The organism is Corallococcus carmarthensis, assembly GCF_003611695.1.
In the GTDB taxonomy this organism is placed as follows: domain Bacteria; phylum Myxococcota; class Myxococcia; order Myxococcales; family Myxococcaceae; genus Corallococcus; species Corallococcus carmarthensis.
Genome location: NZ_RAWE01000038.1, coordinates 43,317 through 60,939, shown reverse-complemented (window position 1 = coordinate 60,939; position 17,623 = coordinate 43,317). Strand labels below are relative to the sequence as shown.

The 17,623-nt window shown below is 68.9% G+C and carries 24 protein-coding genes; 12 read left to right on the top strand and 12 right to left on the bottom strand.

Going from position 1 to position 17,623, the window contains the following annotated elements; all coding sequences use genetic code 11:
* Positions 1–185: 185 nt before the first annotated feature.
* From D7X32_RS13540 to D7X32_RS13525, 4 genes are all read left to right on the top strand, one after another.
* Positions 186–839, top strand: coding sequence for a hypothetical protein (locus D7X32_RS13540; protein ID WP_147450140.1), 654 nt, complete (start codon positions 186–188; stop codon positions 837–839).
* 139 nt (positions 840–978) lie between these two features.
* Complete coding sequence (locus tag D7X32_RS13535; RefSeq protein ID WP_120602954.1) at positions 979–1,944, top strand: hypothetical protein; 966 nt, start codon at positions 979–981, stop codon at positions 1,942–1,944.
* 123 nt (positions 1,945–2,067) lie between these two features.
* Entirely contained in the window at positions 2,068–2,469 is a 402-nt protein-coding gene (locus tag D7X32_RS13530; protein ID WP_120602953.1) for a hypothetical protein, read from the top strand.
* A 4-nt stretch (positions 2,470–2,473) separates the two neighbouring features.
* The gene (locus D7X32_RS13525) at positions 2,474–2,842 is read left to right on the top strand and encodes a DUSAM domain-containing protein (protein ID WP_120602952.1); all 369 of its coding nucleotides are present in this window, start codon (positions 2,474–2,476) and stop codon (positions 2,840–2,842) included.
* A 7-nt stretch (positions 2,843–2,849) separates the two neighbouring features.
* Here the strand turns inward: D7X32_RS13525 and D7X32_RS13520 are convergent, their stop codons facing one another.
* The 3 genes from D7X32_RS13520 to D7X32_RS13510 form a co-directional block, all read right to left on the bottom strand.
* Positions 2,850–3,128, bottom strand: a complete 279-nt coding sequence (locus D7X32_RS13520; protein WP_120602951.1) for a hypothetical protein — start codon at positions 3,126–3,128, stop codon at positions 2,850–2,852.
* A 2-nt stretch (positions 3,129–3,130) separates the two neighbouring features.
* Positions 3,131–4,054: a sigma factor gene (locus D7X32_RS13515; protein WP_244238994.1), complete on the bottom strand. Its 924-nt coding sequence runs from the start codon at positions 4,052–4,054 to the stop codon at positions 3,131–3,133.
* Positions 4,055–4,274: 220 nt separating this feature from the next.
* Positions 4,275–4,826, bottom strand: coding sequence for a RusA family crossover junction endodeoxyribonuclease (locus D7X32_RS13510; protein ID WP_244238993.1), 552 nt, complete (start codon positions 4,824–4,826; stop codon positions 4,275–4,277).
* Between the two features lie 85 nt (positions 4,827–4,911).
* Here D7X32_RS13510 and D7X32_RS13505 point away from each other — a divergent pair, with 85 nt between their 5' ends.
* Positions 4,912–5,121, top strand: a complete 210-nt coding sequence (locus D7X32_RS13505) for a hypothetical protein (RefSeq protein ID WP_120602948.1) — start codon at positions 4,912–4,914, stop codon at positions 5,119–5,121.
* Between the two features lie 5 nt (positions 5,122–5,126).
* On the opposite strand, the gene D7X32_RS13500 is transcribed toward D7X32_RS13505, so the two are convergent.
* Entirely contained in the window at positions 5,127–5,831 is a 705-nt protein-coding gene (locus D7X32_RS13500) for a DNA-methyltransferase (RefSeq protein WP_120602947.1), read from the bottom strand.
* Positions 5,832–5,949: 118 nt separating this feature from the next.
* Here D7X32_RS13500 and D7X32_RS13495 point away from each other — a divergent pair, with 118 nt between their 5' ends.
* Entirely contained in the window at positions 5,950–6,288 is a 339-nt protein-coding gene (locus D7X32_RS13495) for a hypothetical protein (protein WP_120602958.1), read from the top strand.
* 318 nt (positions 6,289–6,606) lie between these two features.
* On the opposite strand, the gene D7X32_RS13490 is transcribed toward D7X32_RS13495, so the two are convergent.
* The 4 genes from D7X32_RS13490 to D7X32_RS13475 form a co-directional block, all read right to left on the bottom strand.
* Positions 6,607–6,798, bottom strand: a complete 192-nt coding sequence (locus D7X32_RS13490; protein ID WP_120602946.1) for a hypothetical protein — start codon at positions 6,796–6,798, stop codon at positions 6,607–6,609.
* Between the two features lie 38 nt (positions 6,799–6,836).
* Positions 6,837–7,451, bottom strand: coding sequence for a hypothetical protein (locus D7X32_RS13485; protein WP_244238992.1), 615 nt, complete (start codon positions 7,449–7,451; stop codon positions 6,837–6,839).
* 52 nt (positions 7,452–7,503) lie between these two features.
* On the bottom strand, positions 7,504–7,707 hold the full coding sequence (locus D7X32_RS13480) for a hypothetical protein (protein WP_147450139.1): 204 nt from the start codon (positions 7,705–7,707) through the stop codon (positions 7,504–7,506).
* A 506-nt stretch (positions 7,708–8,213) separates the two neighbouring features.
* Positions 8,214–8,705: a C40 family peptidase gene (locus tag D7X32_RS13475; protein WP_244238991.1), complete on the bottom strand. Its 492-nt coding sequence runs from the start codon at positions 8,703–8,705 to the stop codon at positions 8,214–8,216.
* Positions 8,706–8,884: 179 nt separating this feature from the next.
* Here D7X32_RS13475 and D7X32_RS44960 point away from each other — a divergent pair, with 179 nt between their 5' ends.
* Positions 8,885–9,682 (top strand): hypothetical protein, encoded by a 798-nt coding sequence (locus tag D7X32_RS44960; protein WP_147450138.1) that lies wholly within the window; start codon positions 8,885–8,887, stop codon positions 9,680–9,682.
* A 97-nt stretch (positions 9,683–9,779) separates the two neighbouring features.
* Here D7X32_RS44960 and D7X32_RS13470 read toward each other — a convergent pair whose 3' ends face one another.
* The 3 genes from D7X32_RS13470 to D7X32_RS13460 form a co-directional block, all read right to left on the bottom strand.
* Positions 9,780–10,160 (bottom strand): hypothetical protein, encoded by a 381-nt coding sequence (locus tag D7X32_RS13470; protein ID WP_244238990.1) that lies wholly within the window; start codon positions 10,158–10,160, stop codon positions 9,780–9,782.
* A 291-nt stretch (positions 10,161–10,451) separates the two neighbouring features.
* Positions 10,452–10,727 carry a hypothetical protein gene (locus D7X32_RS13465; RefSeq protein ID WP_120602942.1) on the bottom strand — a complete coding sequence of 92 codons (276 nt, stop codon included), beginning with the start codon at positions 10,725–10,727 and terminating at the stop codon, positions 10,452–10,454.
* A complete protein-coding gene (locus tag D7X32_RS13460) occupies positions 10,724–10,936 on the bottom strand; it encodes a hypothetical protein (protein WP_120602941.1) in 213 nt (70 codons plus the stop codon). The genes D7X32_RS13465 and D7X32_RS13460 overlap by 4 nt, the downstream gene beginning before the upstream one ends.
* Positions 10,937–11,468: 532 nt before the next feature.
* On the opposite strand from D7X32_RS13460, the gene D7X32_RS45445 reads away from it, so the two are divergent.
* The 3 genes from D7X32_RS45445 to D7X32_RS13450 all read left to right on the top strand — a co-directional run bounded on the left by D7X32_RS45445 (position 11,469) and on the right by D7X32_RS13450 (position 14,131).
* On the top strand, positions 11,469–11,615 hold the full coding sequence (locus tag D7X32_RS45445; protein WP_158625671.1) for a hypothetical protein: 147 nt from the start codon (positions 11,469–11,471) through the stop codon (positions 11,613–11,615).
* A 400-nt stretch (positions 11,616–12,015) separates the two neighbouring features.
* Positions 12,016–12,582, top strand: a complete 567-nt coding sequence (locus D7X32_RS13455; RefSeq protein ID WP_120602940.1) for a hypothetical protein — start codon at positions 12,016–12,018, stop codon at positions 12,580–12,582.
* A gap of 19 nt (positions 12,583–12,601) precedes the next feature.
* Complete coding sequence (locus D7X32_RS13450) at positions 12,602–14,131, top strand: terminase large subunit domain-containing protein (RefSeq protein WP_120602939.1); 1,530 nt, start codon at positions 12,602–12,604, stop codon at positions 14,129–14,131.
* 2 nt (positions 14,132–14,133) lie between these two features.
* Here D7X32_RS13450 and D7X32_RS44955 read toward each other — a convergent pair whose 3' ends face one another.
* Positions 14,134–15,039, bottom strand: coding sequence for a hypothetical protein (locus D7X32_RS44955; protein WP_147450137.1), 906 nt, complete (start codon positions 15,037–15,039; stop codon positions 14,134–14,136).
* A gap of 92 nt (positions 15,040–15,131) precedes the next feature.
* Between D7X32_RS44955 and D7X32_RS13445 the strand changes: the two genes are divergently transcribed.
* On the top strand, positions 15,132–16,496 hold the full coding sequence (locus D7X32_RS13445; RefSeq protein WP_120602938.1) for a phage portal protein: 1,365 nt from the start codon (positions 15,132–15,134) through the stop codon (positions 16,494–16,496).
* A 28-nt stretch (positions 16,497–16,524) separates the two neighbouring features.
* The gene (locus D7X32_RS13440; protein WP_120602937.1) at positions 16,525–17,601 is read left to right on the top strand and encodes an HK97 family phage prohead protease; all 1,077 of its coding nucleotides are present in this window, start codon (positions 16,525–16,527) and stop codon (positions 17,599–17,601) included.
* Positions 17,602–17,623 lie beyond the last annotated feature (22 nt).

Here is a 17,623-nt window from a genome sequence, read left to right as displayed (position 1 = left end):
TGTCCCCGGGGACAACCGGGGACATGAAGGGGGGTCGGGGGGAAGCAGCAGCAACAGCGTCGAAAGACGAAAGACAGAGGGAGTACGAGAGGAAGAAGAAGCAGAAGCAGCGAGAGAAGAAGCGTGCTGCTGCTGGAAGCGCGCGCGACGTGTCCCCTGTCTCCTGTCCCCCTGTCCCCGGGGACATGTCCCCGGCTGTCCCCCTGTCCCGCACCGGCGGGGACACGTCCCCTGTCCCGGTGGCCCCTGTCGTCCGCAAGGCGCCGCCGAAGTGGATGGAGGAGGACGCGCCGAGCCCGGACAAGGTGTTCTTCGCCTGGACCCAGGAGCAGCGCTGCACGCACTTCCCGGGAGCCATCCCCGAGGCTCCCCCTCCGGGATGGGCCGCCTGGTACGCGGGCGCGCTAGCCGCCGTCGGGGGCGACGAGGCCCGCCTGCGCGCGGCATGGATTGCGTGGCTAGAGGACGCCTGGGGGCAGGCCCGCCAACCGGTGTGCGCCACGAGAGCTTTCGTCAGCCCCGAGGTATGGCGCCGGCACGTCCCGGGACAGGGCGCCCAGAGCGCGCCAGCGGCCGGCCCGGCGCTGCCCGCCACCGAGGCGGGCGCCACCTGGGGCCAAGTGCTGGCCGCGCTCCACGCGGACGGCAAGCGCTACGTGGCCGAGCAACTCGCCCGCCTGAGTCCGTCGCTGGACGGCGACATGCTCGTGCTGGAGGCGTCCGACAGGTTCGCTGCCGCCTCGCTCCACGACGAATGCCTCCCGCTCATCGAGGCGACGCTCGCACGGCTCGGCGCTCCGGCTCGATCCGTCCTCATTCACGCGGCGGGCCCCCATTGAGCGCCCGCACCTACTCCGAGGGATTGCCCCGGTCCTCGGCGTGCGCGGCTATCGCGCATTCGGAGCTTCGCACTCGCATTCACCTTCGCGCGGCTTCCGCGCGAGTCCACCCGCAGCACCACCAGCAGGAGGCAGCACCATGAACACAGGCACCGGAGCAGGCATTGGACTGGGGCAGTTGGAGCGCGACCAGCGAGAAGTGAAGCCGCTACGCGACGCCTTCCTTGAGGCGTTGGACAGGCACGACGGCACTGGCAACCCGCTGCCGGAGTGGGAGGACGTGCTGCCGCGCGAGCGCCAGGCGTGGCGCGCGGTGGACGTACTGGTGCGCCTCCGCGTGGAGCGGGCGGAGACGCAGCTGGACCTGGTGCGCGCGGAGCGTGACGCCCTCGTCTCCCAGATGCAGTCGCTGCGCTCGCAGGTCCGCTTCCTGGAAGTGCTGCGCAACCAGGACGAGTTGGAGACGACGCGCGCGAAGCTGGAACTGGAGGCGCTCCGCGGCGCGCGCCAGCGACAGGCCACCCCGACACGCAGCACGTCCCCGGCGAAGGAGCCCGCACCCGCGCTGCGCACGATGAAGGTGACGGGGCTGGTAGAAGACAAGGCAGCCGGCGGGCTCTACCTCGCCGTGAATCGTGGACTGGAAGCGGTTCACCAGGGCGCCACCGTGCGCATCCAGGACACTGCCGCGACGGCCGAGGTGACGGACGTCATGCCGGCGGAAGAGGCGCCCGTCTTCATCGCCTCGCCGGGCGCCGCCTTCAAGGTGAAGGTGGGGGATACGCTGGAGGTGGTGACAGACAAGGAGCAGCCTGCCACCGACGACTCTGCGTCCCTCGTCACCATGAAGGTGTCGGCGCTGGCGCGCGACGAGGAGGGCGGCGGCATCTACCTCGCGGTGGAAGGCGGGGAGCACGACGTGCGCCGGGGCGACGCGCTGCGCTTGAAGGGCTCGCGCGTCGCGGTCGAGGTGACGTCCGTGGAGCCGACGGCCAGGTTGCCCATCTTCATCGGCTTCCCCGGCGACACCTTCCAGCCGAAGGAAGGAGACACGGTGGAGCGTCTCCGCGAGGTGGAGGACGAGCTGCCCGCGCCCATTGCATAGGAGCGTCGCGGCCGGGGCCGGCCAGCAGGCGCGGCCCTGGCTCCCTCCTGAGGAGTATTGAAGTCCAGGCAAATCAAGACTAAGCAGCTATGCATGGACAGTCGGAACACCCGTTGTCTAAGCATGCTGGTGGCTGTGCTCGCGCTGGTGGGCGCGGGCTGTGGCGGCAGTGCCCATGCGCGGGCGAGTGACACCCAGCCCAGCGCCACCGCGGTGTACCTGGCCCAGGCGCAGTGCGGCCCCCAGGACTCCACCATCAGCTGCTGCGTGAAGACGCACCCGGGCAACCCCGCGCGGTGTGGCGCCACGGACTTCGAGGCGGAGGAAATCCTCTTCGCCGCCAGGGTCGCCAAGGAGTTGGCCCGCGAGGACCTGCCAGAGTGGAAGCGCTACTGCATGAACGAGTACGAGAAGTGCCAGAATCAGGACTGGATTGGCCCTTGCTACGACTGCTTCCGCCTCTGTGAGGGTCAGCAGGGGGAGTGGCCGCACGACCGATGCTTCCGGCAACGGAAGGGACGGTAGCAGCATGAGCCAGGACATCAACTGGGACGAGGTGCGTGCGCTCGCCGCGCGCATCGAGGCCGGCGAAACACTGGCGCTCACCCCCGACGTGCGCGAGTTGCTGCTGCGAACTGCGCGAGAGGTGGCCATCCCGGAGCCGGATGCGCAGGCTGCCGTCCAGGACGTAGCTGCCGCGACCACGCTTCTGCGGGAGGCCCGCGCACGGATCCGCGAGGGCTCCATGCGATTGGCGCGCGCGAGGATGCTGGCTGGAGACCTCGCGAAGGCGGGCGATAAAGCCGGGGCCCGGAAGCTGCTGGAGGACCTGCTCGCCGTGGAGGTGGTGCCTCTCTATCGCGAGCAGGCGGAACTGGAGTTGGAGGACCTGGACTGACGGGCGCTCACGCGCACCGCGAGCACTGCACCAGCCACTCCTTCCGGAAGCTGGCCCCGCGCTTCGACTCCTTCAGCACGAGGGTGCCCTCGCGCGGAGCCACCTGGGCGCCGCACCGGCACATGCCCGCCTTGAGGTTGGGGCGCCTGCCCTGGTCCGCGCTCGCGCACACCAGGTGCCGCGTGCCGGTGGCGGCGGAGTACTCCACGTACTCGCCCTTGAGGATGCGCCCGCCGCACCCGGCGGCGGTGCACGTGCCCGCCCTATTCGCGACGATGGTGGGCAAGGCTACGCGCCCCACGCCGACGGGCGGCGGGACTCCACGGCAGGCAGCGCGAGGCCGAACTGGGCCCCCTGCCCCGCCGGACGCGGCTGCACGTCCCGGGGTGCGGCCGCGCGGCGCTGGCGCAGCTTCCCCGCGGCGCGCGCGGGCAGCTCCGGCCCGAGCCCCTTGGCGTCCATCGCCTCGCGCATCCGCTTCAGGCCCTGGGCGTGCAACCGGTGCACCTGGTCCACCGGCAGGCGCAGCTCCTGCGCCACGGTGCGCTCGGAGGGCTCCGCGCCCGGGGCGCGGCCGTAGCCCGCGAGGGACTGCACCACCACGCGCTGCAGGCGGGGCAGCTGGTACAGCGCGGTGAGGGCCGCCTCACGCTCGGCCACGTGCTGGTGACGCGCGGCCGTCCTGTCCACCAGATCCAGCCGCGTCTCCGCGTTCGCCGCAGCGTCCGGACGCCCGTCCTCGCCGGCCATCAGCTGGTCCAGGGAGACGGTGGAGATGGAGCCCTCCCCCAGCGTCAGGATGGAGGCCTCCTCCAGCCCCTGGGCACGCAGTGCGGTGGACACCGGCACGCCCTCCTTCCGCGCCGCCTTCTTCGCGCGCCGCAGCCGCTTCAGGGCGTGGTCAGTGACGTGGACGGCGCTGCGCTCCCCCGCCGCGTAGCGCTCCATGGCCTGCCGCGCGAGGCGCAGCACGTAGGCCGGATAGAGGCAGAGTCCGGGCTCGCGGCCCGGGACGAAGCGGCGCCAGGCCTTGAAGGTGGCCACCTGCCCCTCCTGCTCCAGGTCCTCCGCGGGCACCTTCCAGCGGCGGGCGACGGAGCTGGCCGCGCGCACAAGGTGCGGCCGCACCAGCACCGCGAGGCGGCCCGCCGCGCGGTGCTGCTCCGGGCAGCCGTCGGGCAGCTCGCGCAGCAGGTGGAGCAGCGCCTCCATTTCATCGTCAGGGGTGGGCGCCGGCGGCGGGCCGGGCGGGAGCGTCGGGAGGCGGGCAGCGGCAAGACGAAGGGCACAGGCGGGCATCGAGGACTCCAGCCCCTGCGCGCGCGCAGGGGCGGTATACTGGCGTCCCCAGCGGTGCTCCCCCAGCGCTCCTGGCCTATACGGGCTCGACCGTCTTCCCCGGTCGGGCCCGTCGTCTTTTCAGCTACCACGCCTACCCGACAGCGCCACCCACCCGGACCCGCTTCACCGCGGGCGTCGCCAAGTCCGCCAGCCGCTTCCGGGACACCTGCCCCTTCGCCTTCGCCGCGCGGTTCCGGTTCCGAGTGGCCCGCGCCTTCGCGGCCCTCTCCGCCCGGGCCTGCCGGTGTGCGGCGGCTTCCTCCGGCGTGGCGTGCCGCTTCGCCGTGGCCACGAGCTCAACACGAGGCGCCTTCGCGTCGTCCGCGCGCTCCGCGTGGATGGCCACCACCTGCTCGTCATCCAGCCAGGCCAGCCCGTTGAGCGCGTCCCCGAGCACCTTCAGCGTGTTGTCCAGGTCGCCCACGCGGCGCGGGCGGAACGCGGTGAGGGAGAGGCGCACGGGCCCGGCGAGCGGCTGGGCACCGGTGGCCGCCACCAGCCGGGCCACGGTCGCCTTGTAGGCCAGGGCCTCGCCGGAGGGCACCAGTCCGCGGCCCCGGGAGGGCTTCCAGTACGTGTTCGCACTGGGCGGGTACGGCAGCACCAGCCGCACCTCGCACGGCGTTGCGCTACTGCCGCTCACCTGGCACCCGTCGTGTTGTCCATGCCTGGACAGAAGGGGCGGCGCGACGAGTTGGCGGCACGCCTCCTGCTCTTCCCCTGGCCACATGGACACGACGACGAGGGAGGCGCTCGCGAGGCGCCTGGGGCGGGCGGAGCTGGAGTTGCAGCGGGCGCAGCGTGAGTCGGACGGAAGTCCAGCCGCGCGGACACGGCTGGAAGCAGCAAGGATTGAGTACCGCGCGGCCGAGCACCACGCCCAGCAGGTGCTCGGCGCACGCGTGGCGCTGGAGGTTGTGGAGCACCTCAGCGCGTAGGGGACTCAGGCCGCGAGGGACAGGGCGGTGCCAGCCTCCAGTCGGCGGGCGGCGGCCTCGCAGTAGCGCTCCTCGAGCTCCACGCCCACGGCGCGCAGCCCGAGCTGCTGGGCGGCCACCAGCGTCGCCCCGCTGCCGGCGAACGGATCCAGGACGAGTCCGCCCGCGGGGCAGGAGCGCTCCAGCAGGTAGCTCAGCAGGTTGACCGGCTTCTCGGTGGGGTGCGTGCGCGCACGCGCGGGCACCGGCGGGTAGCCATCGAGGACGGCGCCGTGCCGCTTGCCAGCGAGCGCGCGGCGCGTTGGCCCGGCCCCGTGCAACACCACCTCGTAGTCCGGCGCGAAGCTGGCGGCGCAGTCACCCATGCCGCCGCGCGCCTTCCACCACATCAGCGCGCCCTTGATCTTCAGGTGGGCGCTGGCCGCGTCGAAGAAGTCCGGCCAGCTCTCCCAGTGGCAGAAGACGAAGGCGTGCAGGTCCGGCTTCAGCGCGGGGCCCGCAGCCGTGAGCGCCTGGCGGAAGACGCGCATGCCCTGGCGGGAGCCGTCCGCGCGAATGGCGGCGCCGCTCTTCCCCTTGGCCTCGTAGGCCATCCCGTAGGGTGGGTCGGTGAGCAGCACGTCCACGGATTCGGACGGGAGTCCGGCCAGTGCGTCTCGGCAGTCGGCGTGGAACAGGGTGACGGTGTCGGTCTGGAAGTAGGACTTCACTCTGGGGGCCTCGTCGGGGGCGTGGAGCGAGGGTCGCACCACGCGCGCGCGTGGTGCACGAGGGATGCCGCCCCGCCTGTCCCTTGGCTCCCGTGCCCGTGCGTGCGAAGTCCGCCCGGTGCCCACCCACGACAAGACGAAGACGCCCCCGGAGCGGCGCAAGGCGCCCGCTGGGAGCACCGTCCGCATCGACGGACTGCACCTCTCCCGAGCCGCATGGACTCGGGTGGAAGCCCTCGCGGCCCAACTCCGCCGTGCCGGCATCCCGCGCGCCCATCCGTCCGGAGCGCTCGACCTGCTGGTGCTGCATCCGGAGGTGGCCGCCCAGGTCCTGGCCGGCGGCTGCCGCATCTACCTCTGCGCCACCTGCGGCGCGTGGATGGGAGCAGTTGGGGCTATCGCCCACCAGGACGCCCTGCCCAGTCACGAGGTGCAAGGATTCAGCGCGCCATCATAACTCCAAGGACCTTGCAACCTCTGAAAAGATGTGGCATAATCCCCCACGCAGCACCAATAACAACTAACCAATTAGGAGAAGTAATGATTAAAATCAAAGCGAAGTGCGCAGCATGCAGTCAGCCAATCACCGGAAGTTTGGTGAAGGTGTCCGAGAACCGCCGGATGCCTGATGGCTCAATCCTGGTGGTATTCAACTACTACCACCCTGGCCACGAGCCTCAGTAAGCGTAGCGCCTAAAACCAAGACACTAGAGGCCCGCCCGTCACAACGGAGCGGGCCTCATTATTTCTGGACCAGCGCACAACGAAATCTGCGTCACCAGCCGAACGTCCACCGCATGCCGGCGCCGACCATCCGCTCCCGCTGGTTGGCCTCTGCGAAGGCGAAGAGGCCCAGGTCCTGCCGGAGCCTCGCCCCACCCTCTAGGCGCGCGTAGGCGCCCGTGAGGGAAGAGGCACCAGCGGAGGCCTCCAGGTAGCCGGACTTCACCGGCACATCGCTCAGCACCCGCGACAGCCCCGCGGCGACTTCACGCCGCGGGGCATCTAAGGGACCGACGCCACCGCCGCCGTGGCGACCGGCTCCAGCGCGGCGGTGCTGCCGATGGCGCCCAGCGCCAGCTCCAGCGCCTCCGCGCGCACTTTCACGTCGGCCTTCTGCGCGCCGTGGATGGAGGCGAACTCCAGCTTCACCGCCTCCTGCTCCCAGGCCTTCAGCGGGCGCCAGCCATTGGCCTTCAGCCAGGAGTCCGCCACCTCCAGGCCCTTGGCCACCTTGTCGAGGGCGTTCTCCTCCTCGTCCATCGCGGCGAAGTCCTCCACCACATGGAAGGCGTGGAAGGCCACGGTCGCGACGATGCGCTTGCGCTTCGCGGTGAGCCAGGACCATCCCCCCGCGAACAGGCCGAGGATGCCGGTGATCGCGCCGATGCCGATGCCGATGTTGGTGGGCGTGAGCAGCTCCTTCCAGGAGCTACCGCCGGCCCCGGCGGACACCTGGGCCAGGACGGCCGGCGCGGCGTCCAGGGTGGCGAGCGCGACGGGAGCGGAGACGGGGGCCAGCTCCGCGCTGGTGGGCGTGGACGACTGGGCCAGAGCCAGGGGCGCGGTGAGGATGGCCGCGAGCGCGGCGGTGGTGACGATGGTGAGGCGCTTCTTCATGGTGCTGCTCCTGCGTGGTGCGAGTGGGACTGCACCACGCAGAAGGGGCGGCTCAGACGCGCGGCATCCAGTTCCAGCAGCCGTCCATGGGCGCCTCGGTGGCCGCCTGGCGGGCCATGCTCACCGGGAAGGGCAGCGCGTTGGGCGGCTTCACGAGCAGGGCCACGGAGCCGTAGCTGTTGACGACCGTGATGTCCGCCGCGCACACCAGGATGCCGTGCTGGTTGTGGACGGCGCGGCCGATGCTATGTGCCAACGTGGCCATCAGCCAACGGCGCTTCGCCGCCGCTGAACGGCCAAGCGCCTGAAGGAGCGGATCATGCGAACAGCTTCAATCCTGCTGGCTGTCCTAGGTATCCTTGCATTTCAGCCGTCGACCCCAAATTACGGAGCGCCAACGGAGGCCGGCCAGAAGGAAAGCGCCACGTCCGGCCAAGTAGTAGGGGGAGCCTGCACGCCCATCTCATACGCATGCGCACCAGGTAGTGGTGGGTGGCTGGTCTGTAACGCCCAGGGGGCATGGGTATATGGGGGAGATTGTCCTCCAGACACGAGCTGTTGGTTCTATCAGCCCTCCCTGAGCACGTATTGCGTTCCCCAAGGCTTCACACTGCCCTGATTGCAGTAAGCGCTCATGCTGCGCGTTGTTGCGTGCGGGTGGACTGCACGGCACCAGCAGGAAGGGGCGGCGCGGCAACCAGCGCGGATGGTCGCACTGGCCCAGGCGCTTGCCACACAGGCGGCATCGAGGAGGCGAGCCCATCAGGAGACGAAGGGCAGGCGCCGGAAGCCCAGCACGTCCGGCCGGTACGTCACGCGGGTGAAGGCCTTCACCTTCGCGTCATCGCGCGCCGCATCCTCCAGCGTGAGTGTCTTGCTGCCGCCTCCGGACGCGCCCACCACCACGCCCGCGCCTACGTGCACCATGACGTGGTTCGGGTCCACATCGGTCGGCGGGCTGCCGTGCAGCGTCGTGTGGCCCGCGCGGCCGTACAGCACCAGGTCCCCGGGCTGCAGGTCCGCCGCGATCGCCACCGGCACGCACTCCGCCCACAACCGGTCCGTGTTGTGCGTCGCCCGCCAGTCCTTCCCGCCCACCTGGTGGAAGGCCCACGTCACGAGGCCGGAGCAGTCGAAGAGGCGCGCGCCATCCTTCGAGACCAGCGCGCCCTTCGCGCCCCAGCGGTAGGGCGCGTGCATCTGCGCGAGGACGATGGCTAGGAAGGCGGCGCGCTGCGAGGTGATGATGGGCACGGCGGGCTCCGGGGACTTCGGGTGTTCACCGGAGAAGGGGCGCTTTTGGCTCGCACGACTGGCGGCGCTATTCTCGCGAAGCGGCACGCCCATTGACTTGGGATGAATGTGGGGGCTGCGGCCTCCAGCGACCGTTTCAGAGCGCACCCAGCAACCAAACCAACACACAAGGCACCAGATTGAGAACAGAGCCCAACGAAGTCCCAAGCCTCGATACCGTATTTCTTGTCGGCTCTGGCATCGACAAGAATGGATGGGCGCCGGTCCTCTCAGCAATCAACGAGTTCAGACCAGAAGCGCACGTTGGGACTGACCCCGACGCGGCAAACTACTTTTTCGCTACCCACGTCTACCAGAGGCGATTCCTCGAACAGAACAGGCGACATGAAAAGATCGATCAGACCATCAACAACCAGCTGATAACACAGTGGTCGGAATTCGACTTGTCACTAAAAAAGTCCATCTCACGGCACCTTGGCGACGCAACAGAGCGGCGAGAACTGCACCTTCGGAAGGAGTTTGTAGACATTTACAGGAACGGCCATTGGGGAAAGCACATATTCATAACCGCCAACTGGGACATGCTCCTCGAGAAGGATATTTGTTCGCCATCAGCGATTCTGCATATCCATGGAAGCATTGCAAATCCATCGCTCCTTTACCTTCCGAGCGAATGGACAGAAGAGCCGTTCAGGCCGGATGCAGAGCGAGCTGAGATGGCGCTCCGGATCACGACAATGTGGAAATACATTGCAAAGGCTCCAAGGCTCGTCATCTACGGACTGAGTCTCTCTGCGCTCGACGCGGAGCTTGGGCACATCCTGAGCGTTGGTCTCGGTGAGCACAAAAGCGAGAACCCATGCGAAGTGCTCATATATGACTGCGCCACTCAGGTTGAACGGGTGGAACGGCGGGCGCGGATGTTTCTTACAGAGGAGTCAACGGTGCGATTCGAGCGGCACCCGCTCTCGTGCTAGCAAATGGGCCCGTACCCGTATTGCCTGCGAGCCGCTGCGCAATGCGTCTGACTACCCAACACGGGCACGCCCGGCATGGTGCCGACTCGATGGCCTTTCACGGGATGCCAGAGCCCGTGTCCTTGGCCACCGCGTTCGCGGCATGCTGGAGCTGCCGAGAGGTGCGCTCCCCCATCAGTACCGTGACGTGGTTCACCACCTGGTGCAGCTGCGGCCGTGCGGTGCCCATCCAGTCCTCCAGGGCCCGGAGTCGCAGGTCCTGCGTCTGGAGCTTCGCGCCGTGCTCGTTCACCACGCGCAGGTCGGCCTTGATGTCGCGCACGTCCTGCGCCACCGCGGTCAGGGACTGCACGAGCAGCGGCACCTGATCCACGGCGGCTTCGTGCTTCGTCTGCCGGCGTGACAGCAGTCCGTTGAGGAGCGGCACGAGGAGCTGGCTCACGGCCAGGACGAGGACGGCGGCGAACTCAGGACTCATGGGGGGCATGCCCGGACAGAAGGGGCGCCTCCCCGCCGAGGCACGGCTTAACGGATTTCGTAATTCGTGAATCCGAGCCTCAGCCGGGAGCGCGTGGACTGCGAGGCGCGGCGGGCGCCCAGCGCGTCCACGCCCACCGGGACACCGCGCCGGGCGGGCCCGGGACGAGCTCACGGCGCCAGCGCCTGCCGTCCGGACCTCGGTGGAAGCCGCGCGGGAGCGCCACGCCTGCGGGGCATCCTGGCACCGGGCACGGCAGGTCCTCGCGCTCGCGGGGACAGGAGCAGGACGTCACTGCTCGTCGACCTGGCGCGGCGTGGCCTGCTGGTGCCGCCGGCACGCGCGCCACTCCAGGAGCGCCCGAGCCTGCTCCTCCAGCGCGTCGGTGGTGGTGAGCATCGCGGCGGTGAGCACGCCCGCGCCCAGCGCGACGAAGGTGATGGCGATGCGCCAGCCCTCCTCGGCTGGAATGCCGGATGCCCACAGCACCAGGCGCAGGAAGAGGAGGGCCGCCACCGTCGTCACCTGGAACCACGCCAGCCAGAGGACCACGACGAGCGTCTTCATCGCGCGGGCTCGCGGCTCAGCGTCATCACGCAGGCGTCCACCTGAACCACCGATGCCGCCGAGTCCGTGAGCAGTCGCGTGACCGTGGCGATGGCCTCGCGTGTGCCCTGCTCCTGGACCTGCCCCACGGTGCAGTTATCGCCCCATGCGGAATTCACCTTCACCTCGACGACAAGCCGAACCTTCACCGTCGCAGTCGCCTTGCTCATCCGCGGCTCCCCTCATGCTTGGTCATGCCCGGGAGAAGGGGCGCCCATGCCGCGCGACTTCGCCACCGCCCACTGGACTGGAAGTCGGGAGTGCCTCCGGACCAGTCCAACTCGGCGCCAGAGGGACGGCACCCCTGAGTGGACTAGGTCCGGGCACGGGCACCGAAAGTAGTCCACCCACCTGGAGGCGTCCGCGCTGGTCGCGTGCACGGGGCCGACTGACGAAATGAATGCATTCGATGATCGGGCCACCACGCGGAGAGACACCCCTTCCACCCGGGCATGCACGACACCGATGTCCGCCCGCCGCTGGTGCGCCTCATCCAGGCCACGTTCACGGGATGGGGTTGTCCTCCGCGTCGTAGTCGGTGGCACCCAGGCGCTGCCCGCCCGGCCTCATGGGTCGCGCTCCAGCCGGCGCCACCGTTCAATTCGCGGAGCGGTAAGCACAGCACCCACCTGCACAGTATCGGGGCGCCTCGCTAAACGATTAAGCCGAGCGTTCGACCTCTCCCTCGGCAAGGGGTCACACATGAAGATGGCCATCAAGGTCTTGCGGGAAGTCATCCGCGCCGCCAAGAACCTGAACGCACAGCAGATCAACGCCCTCATCGCGCTCTTCCTGACGGTTGCGATGGTGGTCGCGTTCTTCGCGATGCTCGCACACCAGCTCGCGTAGGCCGACAGGCGTGAAGCCGCGCTGGGAGCATCCTGCTGCTCCCAGCGCGGCGAGTGGCGTGCGTGCGCGGGGACTTACGGGCGCATCCAGCGAGGCCGTGACCTACGTAGGTCACGCCGGGGCAGGGGCATGTAGGACAAGGGCACATTACAACCCCATTGAATAGGTGACCCCTCCCCCTGGGGTGGGAAACCCACATCTGCGCCTGCCGGAAGGATTGCTCGGCGCGCTGCAATCCTGCGCTGCGGAAATCTCCCGGAAATCCCCGGCGATCTCTGAGACGACCCCCTGATTTTTTGGGCTCTGCGCGTTCCTGGCGGCCCGCTGGCGCGTCTTCTGCGCTCGCATGTGGGCTCGGGCGCCTCGAAGCGCGCGCGCACTGGCGCCCCTTCTGGAAGGCATGGCCCGCCACCGCGACTCCGGGGCCGAGCGCGAGCCCAACGAGGCCGTGAGTCTCGACCCGCTCCTGAACTACCGGCCCCTGGGCAAGCCCGGGCCGGTGACGACGCTGACGCCCCAGCTCGGCGCGCAGTTGTGCCGGCGCATCGCAGCAGGCGACACCCTGCGCGACGCAGCTGCCGCCGTCGGCACCACGGACACCGTCGTCCAGGGCTGGCGCACGCGCGGCGCGGAGGCCATCGAGCGCGAGACGGAGGACATCTACACGGCGTTCGTCATGGAGTACGAGGCGGCCGCCGCGCACTTCCGCCGCGTCCTCCAAGCAGCCGCGATGGAGAACATCGGCAACCGCGCCTTCAACGACAAGTGGCTGCGCTGGCGCCTGGGGTTGAGCGACCCGAAGAACTTCACCCTGCCTCGCACCGTGGGGACGACCAGTAGCGACGGTGGTGCCTTCGAGCTCGTCACCCCGGAGGAGGCGCAGAAGACGCTGGCTGACCGGCTGGCGCGGTTCCTCGACAACGAGGCCAAGAAGGCGATGCCAGCTCCGGCGGAGGCGGAGGAGTAGCCGCCCCTTCTCGGAGGGCATGGCCAAGGCCGCCGCTGTCACCGCCGGGAAGGACCTGCTCAAGGGCTTGCCCGTCATCCGCCCGGAGACGCACGGCCGGCACTCCGTCCTGGACCGGGTGGCGCTCCAGCTTCGAGCGGAGTTCGGAACCACCGAGGGATTCGCGGACCGGCTCGGCCTCTCCACCCAGGAGCTGCTCGTCCTCTACTACGAACCGGAGTACTCCCTCCGCCCCGCCCAGCAGCCCCCGGACATGGTGTCCGCGGAGTACGCCCGCTGGCGCACCTGGTTCCTCCTCGGTGGGCGCGGCGCCGGCAAGACGCACGCAGGCGCGGCCTCCGTCATCCGCGAGGCGAAGGTGGACCCCGAGGCGCGCATCCTCATCGTCGGCCCGACGTACACGGAGATTCAGAAGAACCAGCTGGAGGGCCCCAGCGGCATCCTCACCCTGGCGCCCCCGTGGTTCCGCCCTGAGCACCTGAAGTCGAAGAAGCAGCTCGTCTTCCCCAACGGCGTGAAGGCCGACTACCTGCCGGCAGCCGACGCGGACAAGTTCCGCGGCTACGGCTACACCTTCGAGTGGCTGGACGAGGTGGTGGCCTGGAAGAAGGACCCCGTCGCCGTCTTCACCGAGTGCGGTCGCGTCGGCCGCGGCACGTCCGCGCGGATGCGGCGGCTGGGGCTCTCCAGCCGCAAGGTCATCACCACCACGCCCGCGCCTACGGAGCTCTTCCGCGAGATTCTCAAGCAGCGCCGGGGCCTCGTCCTCTCGCGCTCCAGCACCTTGGACAACAGCGCCCACCTGGACGACGACTACGCCCTCCAGGCCCTGGACGCAAAGAAGAGCGCCATCGGCCGACGTGAGTTCTACGGCGAGCTGGAGTTCGACCTGGACCCTGCGCTCTTCCGGGGCGTGGACTGGAACGCCTCGCGCGTGAAGCCGAAGGACGCGCCCTCCGTCTTCGACTTCATCGTGGTGGGCCTGGACCCCGCCACCGGCGAGAAGAAGGGCGCGGACATGCACGGCATCGTGGTGGTCGGCGTGCGTCGCGAGGAAGACGGGCGCGATCACGCCTACGTGCTCGCGGACCTCTCACTCAAGAGCCCGGAGCCGGCGGCCTGGGCGAAGAAGGCGGTGGCCGCGCTCAAGGCCTGGGAACTCCACGCGAAGAAGGACAGCTCGGACCGGCCGCGCGCGTGGATTTTCGCGGAGACGAACACGGGCGGCAGCATGGTGACGTCCACCATCCACACCCTGGCGAAGGTGAAGGTGATCACCGAGCGTGCGCGCAACTCGAAGGCGGAGCGCGCGGCCCCCGTCTCCATGCTCGCGGCGGCGGGCCTCGTGCATATGGTGGGCAAGCACGAGAAGCTCGAGGAGCAGCTCGGCAAGTTCACCGGGGCGCCTGGCGGACACGCGCGGGATGACCGCGTGGACGCCATGGTGTGGCCCATCTACAAGCACGTCGTGAAGATGCGTCGGAACATCGGCGCCGCCTCAGAACCTGCGGCTAACTCAGAAGACCCTGAGCAACCCTCTGAGCCGTAGCATCAGGGGCATCCTGGCCCCAAGAGTTCCTTGAGCCCCGTCAGGCGAAAATGAAACATTCCCTTCCCACACATAAACTCACACCGCTGGCGCAAAGTCTTGTCATGTGTAACAAAAACATCGCAATATGCTGACGAGGCTGCCACCCCAGCATCATACCAATCGTTATCATGGCGTTTGAGCATCCCCAGAGATGGATGCCCACTAATTAGTCCAGGCGGAATGATATCAGCAAACATCACCATATTCACAAGCGACGACCATCCCAGAATGGCCTTAAATCGTTTCGGTCTCGCATAAATAGACCGAAGCTGATAGCGCGAGCGCCCATACTTATCCCGAACAAGTCCCGAAACCAGCCAGTCAGGGACTGACGCAACGGTGTATTTCGCCAGCATACTCCCCATGGTTCGAGGAGTAATTTTTTGGTCGCGCCAAATCGACGCAAGCCGCTGCTTGTTTCGGTCAAACATCTCGCGCGCATTACGCTTGTACTCGCGCATTGCCTTGGTGAATACGAACATTCTTCCTGCATCGCGACTCTGTGTTTCCACGGCGGTGCGCAGGTAGTAATAAATCTCATCCACCTCTGGAGACGGCAAATGCAAGGGAGAGTCTATGCCAACTGAAAGTTCACAGAAGGCCAAGCTTTCCCAGCCCCGGGCAATGAAGAACCTTCCCCCCAGTCGCTGGCGCAACTCCAAGATGCGTCGCGCACGGCTCAGCTGATAATGCTCATCATCCATACCTAAGACCTCGGGAAGCGCGGTTAGCGAGATCGAAACCCACCAGTCAAGTTTCGGCGCCATATCCACAAGCAACTCAAGGCACCCCTCATTCTCCAGCACATCTCCGAATGTATTTGTGTCAAATTGCACGTGCATTGCCGCACCATAGCAGAGCGCCACGTGAGCTTCAGCGTGGTCAGTCTGAGTGTGGCTGATGGCATTTTGAGCGTATCCGCCTCGCACGCGGCATGGACCACCCCTTGTCTTAGGGCATGGCCTCTCTCCTCTCCCGCGTCGCCAAAGCGCTCGGCCTCGTGCCGGGCCCGCCTGGCGGCAAGCCGCAGCTCGTCCACGCACTACCCCTCATCAGCTTCAGTCCGCGCCGGGGGAGCCGAGAGGTCCTCCTCGCCTATGAGGAGGACGACTGGCTACGTACCGTGGTGGACACCATCGCCGACGCGGTGGCCACGCCCCAGTGGAAGGCCTTCAAGCGCGTGCGTCCCGGCGAGAAGCGGATGGATCCGCGGTGGAAGTCACTGGACGGGCGGAAGCGCCGCAAGGCGCTGGCCGACTCAACCGCGCGCGGCGAGCTGGTGGAGCTGGATGCCCATGAACTGCTGACGCTGCTGGAGTCGCCGCACCCGCGCTTCCCCGGGCGCGAGTACCGGAAGCTCGCGCAGCTGCACGTGGACTTGGTGGGCGAGGCCTTCCTGGTGCTGCTGCGCGGCGCGGACGGGCGCCCGGTGGGCTGGGAGGTGGTGCCGCCCCACAACGTGACGATGACGCCCGCGCTGGGCCGCCCCGCCTTCTTCATCTCCTACCAGCAGTACCAGGGCTGGGTGCCGGAGTCCGACGTCCTCTGGGCGAAGGCGCTCGCGCCGGCCAATCCCGAGGGGCGCGGCGCCGGGCGAGGCCTTGCGCTGGGCGACAAGCTCGACACCATCGAGGCCATCGACAAGGCGACGAAGGCCACTTTCGAGCGCGGCGGTATCCCCGCCGCCATCGTCGGCCTGGGCAGCAAGAACAACGACGACGGCAGCACCACCGGCGAGGCCGCCGAGGACATGCAGAAGAAGTTTAACGCGGAGTTCCGCGGGCCCGCCAACGCGGGCAAGGTGTGGTTCGCCCCGTCGGACGTGACCCTCGCCCAGGTGCAGGTGAACTACCGCGAGTTGCAGGCGAAGGAGCTCGCGGCCAGCCTGCGCTCCTACGTGCGCCAGGCGTACAGCGTCCCGCCGGAGCTGGTGGGCGACCTCACCTCCAGCAACCGCGCGACGGCGGAGGCCGCGAAGTACCACCTGGCGGAGTACGCGGTGGCGCCGCGCCTGGAGTTCTGGCGCGCGTGGTACCAGCACTGCCTCGTGCCCCTCATCGACCGGGACGTCATCCTCGACTACGAGGACCCGCGTCCGCAGGAGTGGGAGCGCACCTTCCGCGCGATGACGACGCCTCCCACCGAGGGCGTCACCTGGAACGAGTGGCGCCGCTTCGCGAACCTGCCGGAGCTGCCGGAGCTGGAGGGCCAGCGTCCCAAGCCCCTGCCCGGCGCCGGCGGGGGCAACAACGTGGAGTCCGCCGCAGCGAACGCCACGCCCAATCCGCCGCGCGACCGCAGCGGCGAGGAGGACCGCGTGTAGCGACGGGCGCCGCCCCTTCTCCCTGGGCATGCGCAAGCCCAAGTCCATCCGCCAGAAGCTGCTCAGCGCCGCCCCGCCCGCCGAAGGCGCGGCCGGCGCTCCCGTCTTCCGCATCACCTCGCCCAACCTCGACCGGCACGGGGATCGCGTCCTCGCGGTGAAGGCCGACGGCGAGGAGGTGCGCGTGCCGCTGCTGTGGGAGCACAACAGCTGGAGCCCGCCCGTGGGCTTCGCGCGCTGCTACCGCGAGGGCGACGCGTGGGTGATGGCGCCCGTCTTCGATGAGGTGGACGAGCTGTCCAAGACGATTGCCGGCAAGGTGAAGGCGGGCAGCCTGGGCGCGTGCTCCATCGGATTCGTGCCGGTGGAGGAGCCGGTGCCCAACGCCGAGGGCGGCTTCGACTTCCCTCTTGTGGAACTGCTGGAGGTGTCCATCGTCAACGTGCCCGCCAACGCTGACGCGGTGCGCCTGCGCTCGCTCGGCAGCCGCGGCGCGCGCCCGGGCCTGGCCTCGGCCCTCAAGGCGCTCGCCACCAGCCAGGCCGCCCTGCTCGCCGCGCTCAAGTCCGAGGGCGCCGCCCCCGAAGAGGGGCTTGAGGAAGAGAAGGAGCTCGGCGACGCGGGCGACACGGGCGGTGAGCTGACGCCGAAGTCCTTCGCGGAGGGGCTGCTCGCGCACCTCCAGGCGAGCGCGCAACTCGCCGCCGACTTCCTCGCGGCGGGCCTCGAGGACGGCGTCCTGGTGCCGCTCGCGGAGGCGGTGGGCGCCAACCTCGCTGCGGACATCGCCTCGCTCCAGGAGTGGCTCGCCGGCGGCGAGGAGCAGGCCGCCAGCGAGGACGAGCCCGGAGACGAGGAGCCCGACGAGGTAGCCGCCGACGACGCGGAGGCGAAGGGCGAGGACGCGGAGCCGGACGAAGGCGAAGAGCTGCCCGACGAGGAGGCCGCGTCCGAGGCGGAGAGGGAGGACGTGGAAGAGGAGCCCGACGAGGAGGAGGCCAAGGCGCTCCGGCTCCGCGTCCGCAAGCACCTCGGCTTCACCGCCGCCCAGGCCGCCGCCCTCTCCGGCCGCGAGCTGCGCGAGTACTCCGCCCTCGCCGCGTAGGCCGCCCCTTCTCTCCTTCGAC